At 67.4% G+C, this 15,551-nt stretch carries 14 protein-coding genes; 9 read left to right on the forward strand and 5 right to left on the reverse strand.

The genetic code is table 11. The features are described 5' to 3' along the window. Positions 1–264: LysR family transcriptional regulator (locus tag QM569_RS05540; protein ID WP_414986232.1), on the reverse strand; the 264-nt coding region annotated here is incomplete at its 3' end. Between the two features lie 106 nt (positions 265–370). On the opposite strand from QM569_RS05540, the gene ilvD reads away from it, so the two are divergent. Next, positions 371–2,077: a dihydroxy-acid dehydratase gene (ilvD, locus tag QM569_RS05545; RefSeq protein WP_414986233.1), complete on the forward strand. Its 1,707-nt coding sequence runs from the start codon at positions 371–373 to the stop codon at positions 2,075–2,077. A gap of 80 nt (positions 2,078–2,157) precedes the next feature. On the opposite strand, the gene QM569_RS05550 is transcribed toward ilvD, so the two are convergent. Then, positions 2,158–2,397: a TIGR04438 family Trp-rich protein gene (locus QM569_RS05550; protein ID WP_414986234.1), complete on the reverse strand. Its 240-nt coding sequence runs from the start codon at positions 2,395–2,397 to the stop codon at positions 2,158–2,160. Positions 2,398–2,514: 117 nt separating this feature from the next. Here QM569_RS05550 and QM569_RS05555 point away from each other — a divergent pair, with 117 nt between their 5' ends. Further along, positions 2,515–2,820, forward strand: a complete 306-nt coding sequence (locus QM569_RS05555) for a c-type cytochrome (protein WP_414986235.1) — start codon at positions 2,515–2,517, stop codon at positions 2,818–2,820. Between the two features lie 75 nt (positions 2,821–2,895). On the opposite strand, the gene QM569_RS05560 is transcribed toward QM569_RS05555, so the two are convergent. Further along, positions 2,896–3,357 carry a LapA family protein gene (locus tag QM569_RS05560; protein ID WP_414986236.1) on the reverse strand — a complete coding sequence of 154 codons (462 nt, stop codon included), beginning with the start codon at positions 3,355–3,357 and terminating at the stop codon, positions 2,896–2,898. 92 nt (positions 3,358–3,449) lie between these two features. Further along, positions 3,450–5,447: an acetate--CoA ligase gene (acs, locus tag QM569_RS05565; RefSeq protein WP_414986237.1), complete on the reverse strand. Its 1,998-nt coding sequence runs from the start codon at positions 5,445–5,447 to the stop codon at positions 3,450–3,452. Positions 5,448–5,586: 139 nt separating this feature from the next. Here acs and QM569_RS05570 point away from each other — a divergent pair, with 139 nt between their 5' ends. The 5 genes from QM569_RS05570 (at position 5,587) to QM569_RS05590 (ending at position 9,848) form a co-directional block, all read left to right on the forward strand. After that, positions 5,587–6,192, forward strand: a complete 606-nt coding sequence (locus QM569_RS05570; protein ID WP_414986238.1) for a TIGR00645 family protein — start codon at positions 5,587–5,589, stop codon at positions 6,190–6,192. A gap of 163 nt (positions 6,193–6,355) precedes the next feature. After that, positions 6,356–7,282 (forward strand): intradiol ring-cleavage dioxygenase, encoded by a 927-nt coding sequence (locus QM569_RS05575; RefSeq protein WP_414986239.1) that lies wholly within the window; start codon positions 6,356–6,358, stop codon positions 7,280–7,282. A gap of 36 nt (positions 7,283–7,318) precedes the next feature. After that, positions 7,319–7,609, forward strand: a complete 291-nt coding sequence (locus QM569_RS05580) for a hypothetical protein (protein ID WP_414986240.1) — start codon at positions 7,319–7,321, stop codon at positions 7,607–7,609. A 23-nt stretch (positions 7,610–7,632) separates the two neighbouring features. Continuing rightward, positions 7,633–9,156 carry an ATP-binding protein gene (locus tag QM569_RS05585; protein WP_414986261.1) on the forward strand — a complete coding sequence of 508 codons (1,524 nt, stop codon included), beginning with the start codon at positions 7,633–7,635 and terminating at the stop codon, positions 9,154–9,156. Next, the gene (locus tag QM569_RS05590; protein WP_414986241.1) at positions 9,153–9,848 is read left to right on the forward strand and encodes a response regulator; all 696 of its coding nucleotides are present in this window, start codon (positions 9,153–9,155) and stop codon (positions 9,846–9,848) included. The genes QM569_RS05585 and QM569_RS05590 overlap by 4 nt, the downstream gene beginning before the upstream one ends. A 224-nt stretch (positions 9,849–10,072) precedes the next feature. On the opposite strand, the gene fumC is transcribed toward QM569_RS05590, so the two are convergent. Continuing rightward, entirely contained in the window at positions 10,073–11,458 is a 1,386-nt protein-coding gene (fumC, locus tag QM569_RS05595) for a class II fumarate hydratase (RefSeq protein ID WP_414986242.1), read from the reverse strand. Positions 11,459–11,668: 210 nt separating this feature from the next. Between fumC and QM569_RS05600 the strand changes: the two genes are divergently transcribed. Both QM569_RS05600 and QM569_RS05605 read left to right on the forward strand, forming a co-directional pair. Beyond that, positions 11,669–13,831, forward strand: a complete 2,163-nt coding sequence (locus QM569_RS05600; protein WP_414986243.1) for a putative bifunctional diguanylate cyclase/phosphodiesterase — start codon at positions 11,669–11,671, stop codon at positions 13,829–13,831. A 155-nt stretch (positions 13,832–13,986) separates the two neighbouring features. Continuing rightward, on the forward strand, positions 13,987–15,540 hold the full coding sequence (locus QM569_RS05605) for a fumarate hydratase (protein ID WP_414986244.1): 1,554 nt from the start codon (positions 13,987–13,989) through the stop codon (positions 15,538–15,540). Positions 15,541–15,551 lie beyond the last annotated feature (11 nt).

Genomic DNA, 15,551 nt, shown 5'->3' on the forward strand with positions numbered 1-15,551 from the left:
ACGCGCCCGCGCGGGCAGGGCCTGGGCGCGGGCGAGCAGGTCGCGCACGTCGGGCAGCAGGGCCTCGCCAGCGGGGGTCAGCAGCACGCGGCGGCTGGTGCGGTCGAACAGCGGCACGCCCAGCGTCTTTTCGAGCTGGGCGATGGCCTGCGTCAGCGGCGGCTGGGTGATGTGCAGGCGCTGGGCGGCGCGGCCAAAGTGCAGCTCCTCGGCCACGGCGACGAATTGCCGCCAGACGCGCATATCAATCAACGGCTCTTTCATATGCCAAGCATATCAATCGCGGCGATGAAAGGGATTGGAAAGCGCGCGCCAAACACCGCATACTTGCCGCCGTCATCCCTACAACAAGCCCACGAGGAAATCCGCCATGGCAGACAGCAAGACCATTCCCATCCAGCCCATCAACCGCCGCAGCGCCAACATCACCCAGGGCAAGTCGCGCGCGCCCAACCGTTCCATGTACTACGCCATGGGTTACCAGGAGGGCGACTTCGTCAAGCCCATGGTGGGCGTGGCCAACGGCCACAGCACCATCACGCCCTGCAACAGCGGCCTGCAAAAGCTGGCGGACGCGGCCATCGCAGGCATCGAGGAAGCGGGTGGCAACGCCCAGGTGTTCGGCACGCCCACCATCAGCGACGGCATGGCCATGGGCACCGAGGGCATGAAGTACAGCCTGGTGAGCCGCGAGGTCATCAGCGACTGCATCGAGACCTGCGTGCAGGGCCAGTGGATGGACGGCGTGCTGGTGGTGGGCGGCTGCGACAAGAACATGCCCGGCGGCCTGATGGGCATGCTGCGCGCCAACGTGCCCGCCATCTACGTCTATGGCGGCACCATCCTGCCCGGCAGCTACAAGGGGCAAGACCTGAACATCGTGAGCGTGTTCGAGGCCGTGGGCGAGAACGCGGCGGGCAAGATGAGCGACTTCGACCTGAAGGAGATCGAAAAGCGCGCCATCCCCGGCACCGGCTCGTGCGGCGGCATGTACACGGCCAACACCATGTCGAGCGCGTTCGAGGCGCTGGGCATCAGCCTGCCGTATTCGTCCACCATGGCGAACCCGCACGACGAGAAGCAGAACTCGGCCAAGGAATCGGCCAAGGTGCTGATCGAGGCCATCAAGAAGGACCTGAAGCCCCGCGACATCGTGACCAAGAAGGCGATCGAGAACGCCGTGGCCGTCATCATGGCGACGGGCGGATCGACCAACGCGGTGCTGCACTTTCTCGCCATCGCGCACGCGGCGGGTGTGGAGTGGACGATTGACGACTTCGAGCGCATCCGCCAGAAGACGCCGGTGCTGTGCGACCTCAAGCCCAGCGGCAAGTACCTGGCCGTGGACCTGCACCGCGCGGGCGGCATCCCGCAGGTGATGAAGATCTTGCTGAACGCGGGCCTGCTGCATGGCGACTGCATCACCATCACCGGCAAGACCGTCGCCGAGGTGCTGAAAGACGTGCCCAATGAACCCCGCGCCGACCAGGACGTGATCCGCCCCATCAGCAACCCCATGTACGCGCAGGGCCACCTGGCCATCCTGAAGGGCAACCTGAGCCCCGAGGGCGCCGTCGCCAAGATCACGGGCCTGAAGAACCCCGTCATCACCGGCCCGGCCCGCGTGTTCGACGACGAGCAGTCGGCCCTGCAAGCCATCCTGGACGGAAAGATCAAGGCAGGCGACGTGATGGTGCTGCGCTACCTGGGCCCCAAGGGCGGCCCCGGCATGCCCGAGATGCTGGCGCCCACGGGCGCGCTGATCGGCGCGGGCCTGGGCGAGAGCGTGGGCTTGATTACCGACGGGCGCTTCTCCGGCGGCACCTGGGGCATGGTGGTCGGCCACGTCGCGCCCGAGGCAGCGGCGGGCGGCACGATTGCCTTTGTGAAGGAAGGCGACAGCATCACCATCGACGCGCACCAGTTGAAGCTGGAGCTGAACGTACCCGAGGCCGAGATCGCCCAGCGCCGCGCAGGCTGGACGCCGCCCGCCCCGCGCTACACGCGCGGCGTGCAGGCCAAGTTCGCGTTCAACGCATCGAGCGCCAGCAAGGGCGCGGTGCTGGACGCCTACTGATCCGGCCGCAGCGCCACCTGGCGCAAAAAAGCCCACGGCGCCATGCCGTGGGCTTTTTGGTTTGAGGGGGGAAGAAAGACTCAACGCTTGCGCGGCCCCATGCCCAGCGCTTCCTTGTGCTTGTTGATGCGGTCCTTCTTGCGCTGCTCCATCTTTTCCACGGCTTTACGCTTGGTGTATCCCGTCGAATCGGCCCAGGCCCACCATAGCGCCGTGGCCGCGAAGGGGGCCAGCACCCACCACCACGACCACCCGGCCACGGGGCCGATCTCGAAGTATTTGAGCGCCAGCAAAATGAGTGAAAGGCCCAGCAGGTACATCACAGTCTCCAGAAAGAAACGCCATCGAAACGCGGAGAATGCCGCATGGGGCCTGTCAACCCCAGTCACTACAATCCCATTGAAAAGAACTGTAACCCAACCACAGGAAGCCCCACCATGAAGCGTACCCTGATTGCCCTTGCCATGACACTGTCGGTTGCCGCGCCCGCCATGGCCGACCTGGCGCTGGCAACGTCCAAGAACTGCATGGCCTGCCATGCGGTGGACAAGAAGCTGGTGGGCCCCTCGTACAAGGACGTGGCGGCCAAGTACGCGGGCCAAAAGGACGCCGTGGACAAGCTGGCCGCCAAGATCGTCAAGGGCGGCTCTGGCGTGTGGGGCCCCGTGCCCATGCCCGCCAATGCACAGGTGAACGAGGCCGAAGCCAAGAAGCTGGCGGCCTGGGTGCTGAGCTTGAAGTGACGCCGCGCAGGCCCAGCCGGTGAGTCGAAAAAAGCCGCGCATGAGCGCGGCTTTTTGTTTTCAGCTCAGACCGACTCAGACCAGGGGGCCAACCCCGCCGCCGCGCGCGCGCAATTGCTGCTCCAGCTGCCCGACGTAGGCAGCCGTGGTGTTGTCGCTTTCCTGTACACGGGCCGCCATCCGTGCTTCGAGCTGGTCCAGTCGCTGCGCTAGCGTCTGGTGCTGGGTGTCCAGAAAGGCGCGCAGCTCGGTGAAGCGCGACGCCTCGGCCTTGTCGGCCAGCTCGCGCTGGGCTTGCAGCTCCTTGGTGTGGCGGCGCGTTTCCATGAGCACCGAGCCCTGCAGCGACAGCACGTAGGCCACGCCGAGGATGCCCAGCAGCGCGGTCAGCGCCAGCATGATGAGCCCCAGCGGCGCCTGCACCGAGGCGACGCCCAGCGACACCTCGGACGGTGCCACCAGCGCGGGCCAGTTGAGCACGGCCAGCGCGGCGATGGCCGCCACGACCAGCAAGAGCACGAGGGATCGCAAGCGCATGGGAAAACCTCCAGAAAATCACGCAATGCCGCCGTTGTAACCCATGCGGACGGCGGTCGAAGCTGATTTCCGGCGGCGTCCTACAGCGCCGATCAATTGGTCTGGGCCAACTGATCCAGGATTGCCGGATTCTCCAGCGTGGACGTGTCCTGCGTGATCGCCTCGCCCTTGGCCAGGCTGCGCAGCAGTCGCCGCATGATCTTGCCGCTGCGTGTCTTGGGCAGGTTGTCGCCGAAACGGATGTCCTTGGGCTTGGCAATGGGGCCGATCTCCTTGGCCACCCAGTTGCGCAGTTCGTTGGCGATCTGCTTGGCCTCCTCGCCCGTGGGGCGGGCGCGCTTGAGCACCACGAAGGCGCAGATGGCCTCGCCCGTGAGGTCGTCGGGGCGGCCCACCACGGCGGCCTCGGCCACGAGGTCGGTCTTGGAGACCAGGGCCGATTCGATCTCCATCGTGCCCATGCGGTGGCCGCTGACGTTCAGCACGTCGTCGATGCGGCCCGTGATGCGGAAGTAGCCACGGTCCACCGAGCGCACCGCGCCGTCGCCCGCCAGGTAGAAGGTGCCGCCCATTTCTTCGGGGAAGTAGCTCTTCTTGAAGCGCTCGGGGTCGCCCCAGATGGTGCGGATCATGGACGGCCACGGGCGCTTGATGACCAGCATGCCGCCCGAGCCGTTGGGGATGTCCTTGCCCGTCTCATCGACGATGGCGGCCTGGATGCCCGGCAACGGCAGCGTGCAACTGCCCGGAACCAGCGGCGTGGCGCCCGGCAGCGGGGTGATGACGTGGCCGCCGTTCTCGGTCTGCCAGAAGGTGTCCACGATGGGGCAGCGCTCGCCGCCCACATGGCGGTAGTACCACATCCACGCCTCGGGGTTGATGGGCTCGCCCACGCTGCCCAGGATGCGCAGGCTGGAGAGGTTCCAGTTCTTCGGGTGTACCTTTTCATCCGAATCGGCCGCCTTGATGAGCGAGCGGATGGCCGTGGGCGCAGTGTAGAAGATTGACACATGGTGCCGCTCGATCATCTCCCAGAAGCGGCCCGCGTGCGGGAAGGTAGGCACGCCCTCGAACACCACCTGCGTCGCGCCCGCGGCCAGCGGGCCGTAGGCCACGTACGAGTGGCCGGTGATCCAGCCGATGTCGGCTGTACACCAGAACACGTCGCTGGGCTGCAGGTCGAAGGTCCACAGCATGGTCTGGCGCGCCCACAGCAGGTAGCCGCCGGTGGAGTGCTGCACGCCCTTGGGCTTGCCGGTGGAGCCGCTGGTGTACAGGATGAACAGCGGGTGCTCGGCGCCCACGGGCACGGGGGCGCATTCGGTGCTCTGGCCCGCCAGCGCCTCGGTAAAGGTGATGTCGCGGCCCGGCGCACGGCTCCAGCTGCTCGCCGTGCGCTCATAGACGAACACGGTCTTCACGCAGTCGCAGCCGCCCATGGCCAGGGCTTCATCGACGATGGCCTTGAGCGGCAGCTCCTTGCCGCCGCGCACCTGGTAGTTGGCCGTGATGATGGCGACGGCCCCGGCGTCGATGGTGCGCTCCTGCAGCGCCTTGGCCGAGAAGCCGCCGAACACCACGCTGTGCGTGGCGCCGATGCGCGCGCACGCCTGCATGGCGACCACGCCCTCGATGGTCATGGGCATGTAGATGAGCACGCGGTCGCCCTTTTGCACGCCGCGCGCCTTGAGCGCGTTGGCGAACTGGCCCACGCGCGCCAGCAGGTCCTTGTAGGTGACCTCGGTCACGGCGCCGTCGTCGGCCTCGAAGCGGATGGCAGTCTTGTTCTCGACCGGTGTGCCCAGGTGGCGGTCCAGGCAGTTGGCCGATGCGTTCAGCTCGCCGTCGGCGAACCACTGGTAGAACGGGGCGTTGGACTCGTCCAGCGTCTGGGTGAAGGGTTTCGTCCACTGCAGGTTCTCGCGCGCCAGGCGCGCCCAGAAGCCCTCGATGTCCCGCTCGGCCTCGGCGCACAGCGCCTCGTAGCCCTGCATGCCCGACACGCGGGCGGCGCGCACGACGGCATCGGCGGGCGGAAACACGCGGTTTTCGACCAGCACGGATTCGATCGCGGATGTAGGCGCACTCATGGTTTTGTCTCCTGGGTCTGGTTGGAATTGGAATGGGCCGGTACTGTCGAACGCGGCACTTACAGGCCACTGACTGGCGCCAAGCTTACAAAACTACAATCGCGCGTCCCTGACCATTCCCCTTGTTGCCTTGTTTTGTATGAGCCAGCCCGCACACCCCGCCACCACTTCCTCGCCACTGCGCCCGCTGCCCGCGCTGATCTTCGCCAGCCGCTGGCTGCAACTGCCGCTGTACCTCGGCCTGATCGCCGCCCAGGGGGTGTACGTGTGGCACTTCCTGGTGGAGCTGTGGCATCTGGTGGAGGCGGCGTTTGGCAACCAGCATGCGCTCGAAGCGCTGGTCCACAGCATCGGCTACAAGCCCGAAGCGCCCGTCACCTCGCTCAACGAGACGGTGATCATGCTGGTGGTGCTGGCGCTGATCGACGTGGTGATGATCTCCAACCTGCTCATCATGGTGATCGTGGGCGGCTACGAGACCTTCGTCTCCCGCCTGGGGCTGGACCAGCACCCCGACCAGCCCGAGTGGCTGGGCCACGTGAACGCCTCGGTGCTGAAGGTGAAGCTGGGGCTGTCCATCATCGGCATCAGCTCCATCCACCTGCTCAAGACCTTCATCAACGCCGCCAACTACGACGTGAAGGTGCTGATGTGGCAGACCATCATCCATCTGGTGTTCCTGCTCTCGGCGCTGGCCATTGCCTTCACCGACAAGTTGCTGAACGTATCGCAGGCGAAACACTGAGCATCCTGAAAATTACAGGTCAAATTGGCCCTCAGCGCTTATTCAACAAGCGCCGACAGCTACTAAAACAATAGCAATCCCACAACCGGCCTCGCGTGGCCCGTCCAATTTCCTCCCAAGTCGAGCGATATATTGGTGCTCTGCAAAACAGGAGAGCCCTTATATGGAAACGCTTCACGAGCCCCACGAACACGACCTCGGCCTTCGGCACGACATGCAGGTCATGGCCCAGCGCCTGATGGAGCGGCGCCGCATGCTGGGCCTGCTCGCCTCGGGTGGGGCCGCACTGGTGCTGCCGTCCTGCGGCGGGGGTGGGGGCAACGACAGCTCCGACACAAGCTCCAGCACGACCGACAGCACAAGCAGTTCCAGCAGTTCCAGCTCCAGTAGCTCCAGTTCCAGCTCCAGCAGCAGTACCAGCGGCACCTGCATCGTCGATCCGACCGAAACCGCAGGCCCCTACCCTGGCGACGGCTCCAACAGCGTCAGTGGCAGCGGTGTCGTCAACGTGCTGACGCAAAGCGGCGTGGTGCGCAGCGACATCCGCAGCAGCTTCGGCAGCCTCAGCGGCACGGCCCAGGGGCTGCAGCTCACGCTCACCATCACGCTGGTGGACGTGAACAACAGCTGCGAGCCGCTGGAGGGTTACGCCATCTACCTGTGGCACTGCACGCGCGACGGCACCTACTCGCTGTACAGCAGCGGCGTGCAGAACCAGAACTACCTGCGCGGCGTGCAGGCCACCGACGCCAACGGCCAATGCACCTTCGTCACCATCTTCCCCGCCTGCTACTCCGGTCGCTGGCCGCACATCCACTTCGAGGTGTACAAGAGCATCAACAGCGCCAGCAGCTACACCAACAAGCTGCTGACCTCGCAGATGGCGCTGCCCAAGGATGTCTGCACCACGGTGTACAACAACGTCAGCGGCTACAGCGCCAGCGTGTCGAACCTGTCCAACGTCACCCTGGACTCCGACAACGTCTTCGGCGACAACACCGACGCGCAGATCGCCTGGCAGACGCCGACCTTCTCGGGCAACACCACCAGCGGCTATACCGCCACCATCTCCGTCGGCCTGGCTGCCTGACCCCATTTCAGCCCAATGCAAGAAAGGCCCCACACCATGCCAGCCCTTCGCCACACCTTCATCGCCGCACTGCTGTGCAGCGCGGTGGCGACCCCCATCGCCGCCCTAGCCCAGCCAAATGGACGCGGCGCGCCGCCCGCCCCTCCCCCCGAAGCCTTCACCGCCTGCCAGGGCAAGGCCGAGGGCACCGCAGTCACCATGACCATGCCCGACGGCAAGACGCTGACCGGCACCTGCCGCTCAACCGCCACCGGATCGGGCACCACCCTGGCCGCACGGCCCGACGGCCAGCCCGGCCACCGCCCGCCCCCGCCGCCATCCAACTGAATCAGAAGCCCGTCTTCGTGCGCCTGCCCCGCCTCACCCTGCAACGCAAAGCCTTCCTGGCCCTCGCCGCCCTGCTGGTAGTACTGGTGTTGCTGTTCGCGGGCTTCTCGCGCTGGGCGCTGCAACGCGGCCTGGGGCCCTACGTGGCAAGCATCGAGCTGGCACGCATGGACTGGCTGGCCGAGCGCCTGCAGCAGCACCACGCACAATCCGGCGGTTGGAACGCGCTGCGCCAGCAGCCCCAGTTGTGGCGCCAATTGCGCCAGAACGGCCCCAATCGGCAAGGCGGCCCGCCGCCACGCCCCCAGGGGCCGCGTGAGGGTGGGGACAACCCGCCACCCCAGCCCAACGGCCAGCGCGATCCCTCCGGCCAGCGCGAGCCCCCCGGCATGCCGCCCCCGCCGCCGCCCGATGGCGGCCCGCCCTCCGTCTATGGCCGCCTGGGCCTGCTGGACGCCGACGGCAAGCTGGTGGCGGGCAGCCCGCCGCTCGCAGGCGCGGCGCGGCTGGCGCTGGCGGACGCGAACGGCGCGGCCATCGGCCACCTCGTCCTCTCGCCGCCCGACGACCTGCACAGCGAGGCCGACCGCGCCTTCCTGCGCGAGCACATGGGCTTCGTCGCCTGGACGGGGCTGGCCGGACTGGCGCTGGCCCTGGCGCTCTCGGCCTGGCTGGCGCGCCGCTGGCTCGCGCCCGTGCAGGCGCTGGCCGAAGGCGCGCGGGCCATCGCGGTCGGGCGGCTGGACACGCGCGTACCCGTGGCGGGCGACGACGAACTGGCGCAGCTGACCCGCACCTTCAACGACATGGCGGGCCAGCTCGCGGGCATCGAAGCCTCGCGCCGCCAATGGCTGGGCGACGTGGCCCACGAACTGCGCACACCCCTGGCCGCGATGCGCGCCGAGATCGAGGCGCTGCAGGACGGCATCCGCCCCTGGGGCGACAAGACCGCCCTGCGCCTGCACCGGCAAGTCATGCGCCTGATCCAGCTCGTGGGCGACCTGCGCGCCAGCCTGGACGGCACCGCCGCCGCACCCGCGCAGCACCACGTGCCCGTCCACCCGCTGGCTCTGCTGGGCGAAGCCCTGGCCGCCATGCAGCCGCGCCTGGAGCAGGCCCGCATCCACGTGCAGCCGCCCGATGCACCGGCGCATGCCCCGCTGATCCTGGGCGACGCGCAGCAACTCCACCAGGTGTTCAACAACCTGCTCGAAAACACCCTGCGCTACACCCACCCGGGCGGCCAGCTGCACATCACCGCCGACACCGTGCGCGAAGACGCCCGCCGCTGGCTGCGCCTGCAGTGGGACGACAGCGCCCCCGGCGTGGCCGACCATGAACTGCCGCACCTGTTCGAGCGCCTGTACCGCGCCGAGAGCTCGCGCGCCCGCGCAGAGGGCGACGTGGGCGGCTCGGGCCTGGGTCTGGCCATCAGCCGCACCATCGTGCAGGCGCACGGCGGGCGCATCACCGCCCAGCACTCGCCCCTGGGCGGCCTGCGCATCGTGCTGGATCTGCCCCTCATCGACACCACCACCACGCCATGAACCAGCACATCCTCGTCGTCGAAGACGAAGCCGACATCGCCGCCATCGTGGTGGACTATCTGCGCCACGCGGGCTACACCGCCGAACACGTGGCCGACGGCCGCGCCGCGCTGGAACGCATCGGCCAGATCCCCCCGCCCGACCTGACGCTGCTGGACATCATGCTGCCCGGCATGGACGGGCTGGAAGTGCTGCGCCAGGCCCGGCGCATTACGCAGAACCCCGTGATCATGCTGACCGCCCGCGTCGAGGAGGTGGACCGCCTCATCGGCCTGGAGCTGGGCGCGGACGACTACATCTGCAAGCCCTTCTCCCCGCGCGAGGTGGTGGCCCGCGTCAAGGCCGTGCTGCGCCGCGCAACGCTCGCCCAGCCCGAGGCCGCCCCGCCACCGTCGGCCCTGGTGCTGGACGAGGCCCAGTGGCAGGCCACGCTGCACGGCACGCCGCTGGCCCTGACGCGGCGCGAGTTCCGCCTGCTGCAGGTGCTGGCGCGCCAGCCGGGGCGCATCCATTCGCGCGCGCAACTGCTCGATCTGGCCTACGACGACACGCTGGACGTGCAGGAGCGCGCCATCGACAGCCACATCAAGAACCTGCGCAAGAAGCTCGACAAGGTAACGGGCGGCAGCGGGCACGAGTGGATCCGCTCGGTCTATGGCGTGGGCTTCGCGTTCGACGCGCCAGAGGCTTGAGCTATACTTTTAATAGCTACAAGCGCTTTATGGATAAGCGCTAGAGGCCAATTTGACCATTAAGGAGCCTCTGCACGAATCGAGCGGTAAGTGTGTGCTGCGGATCGGGATGGGCTGCCAGGCGCAAAGCGCAGCAATAGCCGTAGCTATTGCGAGCATTTGCAACGCCGCAGACCGCCCGAGTCCGCAGATGCACACGGCGCGACGATTCGTGCAGAGGCTCCTTAACGGCCCACCATGTTCTCCGGCACCACCCACTGGTCGAACTGCTCTGCCGTGACGTGGCCCGAGGCAATGGCTGCATCGCGCAGGCTGGTGCCTTCCTTGTGGCCCTTCTTGGCGATGTAGGCGGCCTTGTCGTAGCCGATGTGCGGGTTCAGCGCGGTCACCAGCATCAGCGACTGCTGGACCAGGTGGTCGATGCGCTCGCGGTTGGGCTCGATGCCCACGGCGCAGTTGTTGTTGAAACTGATGATGCCGTCGGCCAGCAGGCGCACGCTCTGCAAAAAGTTGTGCGCCACCAGGGGCCGGAACACGTTCAGCTCGAAATTGCCCGACATGCCGCCGATGTTGATGGCCACGTCGTTGCCCATGACCTGCGCGGCCAGCATGGTGATGGCTTCGCTCTGCGTGGGGTTGACCTTGCCGGGCATGATGGACGAACCGGGCTCGTTCTCGGGAATGCTGATCTCGCCGATGCCGCTGCGCGGGCCGCTGGCGAGCCAGCGCACGTCGTTGGCGATCTTGTTCATGCTGGCGGCCAGGGTCTTGAGCGCGCCGTGGGCATGTACCAGCGCGTCCTGCGAGGCGAGCGACTCGAACTTGTTGGGCGAGGTGACGAAAGGCAGGCCGGTGATGGCGGCCAGCTCCTGGGCCACGCCTTCGGCGTAGCCCTTGGGCGCGTTCAGGCCCGTGCCCACGGCGGTGCCGCCCAGGGCCAGCTCGCACAGGTGGGGCAGCGCGTCCTTCACGTGCCTGGCGCCGTGTTCGAGCTGCGCGACCCAGCCGGAGATTTCCTGGCCCAGCGTGAGCGGCGTGGCGTCCTGCAAATGGGTGCGGCCGATCTTCACGATGCCGTCGAAGTCCTGAGCCTTCTGCGCCAGGGTCTTTTGCAGCACCTCGATGGCGGGCAACAGCTTGTTCGTCAGCGCATCGACGGCGGCGACGTGCGAGGCGGTGGGGAACACGTCGTTGGACGACTGGCTCTTGTTCACGTCGTCGTTGGGGTGTACCAGGCGCGACTCGCCGCGCTCGCCGCCCAGCAGTTCGCTGGCACGGTTGGCGATGACCTCGTTGAGGTTCATGTTGGTCTGCGTCCCCGAGCCGGTCTGCCAGACGACGAGCGGGAATTCATCGGGGTGCCTGCCGTCGATGACCTCCTGCGCGGCGGCGACGATGGCGTCTTTCTTCTTCGCATCGAGCAGGCCCAGCGCGTGGTTGACGGTGGCCGACGCGCGCTTGACCTGCGCCAGCGCCTTGATGATCTCGCGCGGCTGGCGCTCGCCGGAGATGTCGAAGTTCTGCAGCGAACGCTGCGTCTGCGCGCCCCAGAGCCTGTCGGCGGGGACTTCGATGGGGCCGAAGGTGTCGCGTTCGGTGCGGAAGGTCATGCGGTGTTCTCCAGTCAACGGTGGGCCAGCAAACGGCAAGCCCGGCAGGATAATGCAAAAACAAACCATTCTTATTTGGAGGGCCGTGAGGCGCCGATGCGACCCTGTGTCCCGTGGCACACAAGCCCTCTGCGCGCACTATGGCTAAACTCACCCAGACGCCCGATGCGTCCTGACGCCACACCACACACCTGCTTTTCCAAAAAAACCATGAGCACGTTCATGCCCTACAGCTACAACCTGTTCGTGGTGGCCGCGTCCTTCGCCATTGCCATGCTCGCCTCGTACGTGACGCTGGACCTGGCGCGGCGGGTGCGCACGGCGCAGCGGCGCATCAGCCTGGCGTGGTGGGCTGCGGGCTCGGTGGTGATGGGCACGGGCATCTGGTCCATGCACTTCGCAGGCATGCAGGCTTTCCAGCTGCCGATCGAAGTCGGCTTCGCCGGGGGGCTCACGCTGCTGTCGTGGACGGCTGCCGTCTGCGCCTCGGCCATGGCCCTGCACCTGGCCAGCCGCCCGGATTTCAGCCGTGCCCAGTTGGTGCTGGGCGCGCTGGTCATGGGCGCGGGCATCAGCGGCATGCACTACATCGGCATGGCAGCCATGGAAATGGCGCCCGGCATCGTGTGGAGCCCCGCCCTCGTGGCCTTGTCGGTGCTGATCGCGGTGCTGGCGTCCGCCGCCGCGCTGCTCATCTTCCAGCTGCTGCGCCGGGTGCCGCCCCGCCAGCGGCCGGCCTACCAGCTGGCATCGTCCTTGGTGATGGCCCTGGCCATCTGCGGCATGCACTACACCGGCATGGCGGCTGCCAGCTTCGCCACGGGCTCGGTGTGCCTGAGCGCCGGCAAACTGGGCGGCCCGGGCTTTACCGCCCTGGTGCTCATGGCTGCGGGCATGCTGCTGGTGAGTGCGCTGCTCACGTCCATTCTGGACGCGCGGCTGCAGGGCACTGCCCGGCGCCTCACGCAGTCGCTGCAGGACAGCAACACGCGCCTGCAGGCCGCCAACAGCGAGCTGCAAAAGCGCGCGTTCGCCGACCCGCTGACCGGCCTGCCCAACCGACTGCTGTTCGAGGACCGGCTCACCCACGCCCTGCTGCGCCTGGACCGCGCCAACCACCACCGCGTGGAAGACCGGCTGGCCGTGCTCTTCGTGGACCTGGACGGGTTCAAACCCATCAACGACTCCTTCGGCCACGCGGCGGGCGACGTGATCCTGCGCAGCACGGCCGACCGTCTGCGCGCCGAGGCGCGCGAATGCGACACCGTGGCGCGCGTGGGCGGTGACGAGTTCCTGATCCTGCTGGAATACGTGACCGACGCGGCCGCCTGCGTGGGCGTGGCCAACCGCATCCTCACCTCGCTGTCCAGGCCGTTCGAAGTGTCGGGCAGGCAGGTGCAGATCACCTGCTCCATCGGGATCGTGGTGCATCCCGACCACGGCGAGCGCAGCAAGCTGGTCGCCAACGCCGACGCGGCCATGTACGCCGCCAAGCGCGCCGGGGGCGGCGGCTACGCGCTGTTCCAGCCCCACATGGGCACGGACGCATCGGAGCAGCTGGAGCTGCAGAACGACCTGCGCCAGGCGATGGACCGGGGCGAGCTGACCCTGCACTACCAGCCCAAGATCGACGGCACGCGCGGCCAGATCAGCGGCGTGGAGGCCCTGCTGCGCTGGCACCACCCCCGCCTGGGCATGGTCAGCCCCGTGGTGTTCATCGCCCTGGCCGAGCGCTTCGGCCTGATCAGCCGGCTGGGCAACTGGGTCATCAACGAGGCCTGCCGCCAGCTCGCCGAATGGGGGCGCAACGGCATGCGCATGCGCGTGGCGATCAACCTGTCGGTACACCAGTTGCGCGAAAGCGGGCTGGCCGACCGCATCGAGCAGGCGCTGCGCTATCACGGGCTGGATGCGTCGCAGCTGCTGTGCGAGATCACCGAGTCCGTCGCCATGGAGGACATCAAGGCCACGCAGCGCACCTTCGAGGGGCTGGCGCGCATCGGCGTGTACCTGTCCATCGACGATTTCGGCACCGGCTATTCGAGCCTGAACTACCTGCGCCAGTTGCCCGCGCAGCAGCTCAAGATCGACCGCAGCTTCGTCAACGACCTGGAGGACAGCGAGGACGCCCGCGCCGTGGTCGCCGCCGTGGTGGGCCTGGCCCACGCCCTGGGCCTGCGCGTCGTGGCCGAAGGGGTGGAAACCAGCGGCCAGCGCGACATCCTGCTCGCCATGGGCTGCGACGAGCTGCAGGGCTTCTTCTACGCCCACCCCATGCCTGCGGACACGCTGCTGGCCTGGTCGCAGGGCGAAAAGCCCACGGGCAGCGCGGACTTCACGCCGTCCGTCATCGGGCCGCTGCCGGACTTCTGAGCGGGCGGGGTCTGCGGCGGGGGTCTGTCAAAATACGGCCTGCCTGCCGTCGGCGGTGCGCCCTGCCGTGCAGGAGCGCATGCGGCGTGCGGTACAGGGACGAACGCGCGGGCGTGGTCCCCCTCCAAAAAACTCCCCACGACGACACGCCAGCCATGACCACCTCCATCCGCCAGGACGACCTCATCGAGTCCATCGCCGCCGCGCTGCAGTACATCAGCTACTACCACCCGGCCGACTACATCGCCCACCTGGCCCGCGCCTACGAGCGCGAGCAGAGCCCGGCGGCCAAGGACGCCATCGCGCAGATCCTCACCAACAGCAAGATGAGCGCCACCGGCCAGCGCCCCATCTGCCAGGACACGGGCATCGTCAACGTCTTCCTGAAGGTGGGCATGGACGTGCGCTGGGAAGGCTTCACCGGCAGCCTGGACGACGCCATCAACGAAGGCGTGCGCCGCGGCTACAACCACCCCGACAACACGCTGCGCGCCTCGGTCGTCGCCGACCCGCAGTTCGCCCGCAAGAACACCAAGGACAACACGCCCGCCGTCATCTTTACGGAGATCGTGCCTGGCAACACCGTGGACATCACCGTGGCGGCCAAGGGCGGCGGCAGCGAGAACAAGTCCAAGATGGTCATGCTCAACCCCAGCGACAGCGTGGTGGACTGGGTGCTCAAGACCGTGCCCACCATGGGCGCTGGCTGGTGCCCGCCCGGCATGCTGGGCATCGGCATCGGCGGCACGGCGGAGAAGGCCGTGCTGATGGCAAAAGAAAGCCTGATGGACGACCTGGACATGTACGAGCTGCAGGCCAAGGCCGCCAGCGGTGCCGCGCTCGATGACGTGGAGAAGCTGCGCCTGGAGCTGTACGAAAAGGTCAACGCCCTGGGCATCGGCGCGCAGGGTCTGGGCGGCCTGACCACGGTGCTGGACATCAAGATCAAGATGTACCCCACGCACGCCGCCAGCAAGCCCGTCGCCATGATCCCCAACTGCGCGGCCACGCGCCACGCGCACTTCGTGCTGGACGGCTCCGGCCCCGTGTACATCACCCCGCCCAGCCTGGACCTGTGGCCCAACGTGGACTGGACGCCCGACTACAACAAGAGCAAGAAGGTCAACCTGGACACGCTTACCAAGGCGGAAGTGGCGAGCTGGAAGCCCGGCGACACGCTGCTGCTGAGCGGCAAGATGCTCACGGGCCGCGACGCCGCGCACAAGCGCATCCAGGACATGCTGGCCAAGGGCGAGAAGCTGCCCGTGGACTTCACCAACCGCGTCATCTACTACGTGGGCCCGGTCGATCCCGTCAAGGATGAAGCGGTCGGCCCCGCAGGCCCCACCACCGCCACGCGCATGGACAAGTTCACCGACATGATGCTGGAGCAGACCGGCCTCATCGCCATGATCGGCAAGGCCGAGCGCGGCCCCGTCGCCATCGAGAGCATCAAGAACCACAAGAGCGCCTACCTGATGGCCGTGGGCGGCGCGGCCTACCTGGTCAGCAAGGCCATCAAGACCGCCAAGGTCGTGGGCTTCGAGGACCTGGGCATGGAAGCCATCTACGAGTTCGACGTGGTGGACATGCCCGTCACCGTGGCGGTCGATTCCGGCGGCACCAGCGCCCACATCACCGGCCCGGCGGAATGGCAAAAGCGCATCGCCAGCGGCGAGTTCAAGGGCATCGAGGTCGCCACGGCCTGATGACACATCCA

The sequence above is a fragment of the Acidovorax sp. genome, assembly GCF_047607405.1.
Taxonomy (GTDB): Bacteria; Pseudomonadota; Gammaproteobacteria; order Burkholderiales; family Burkholderiaceae_C; genus Acidovorax.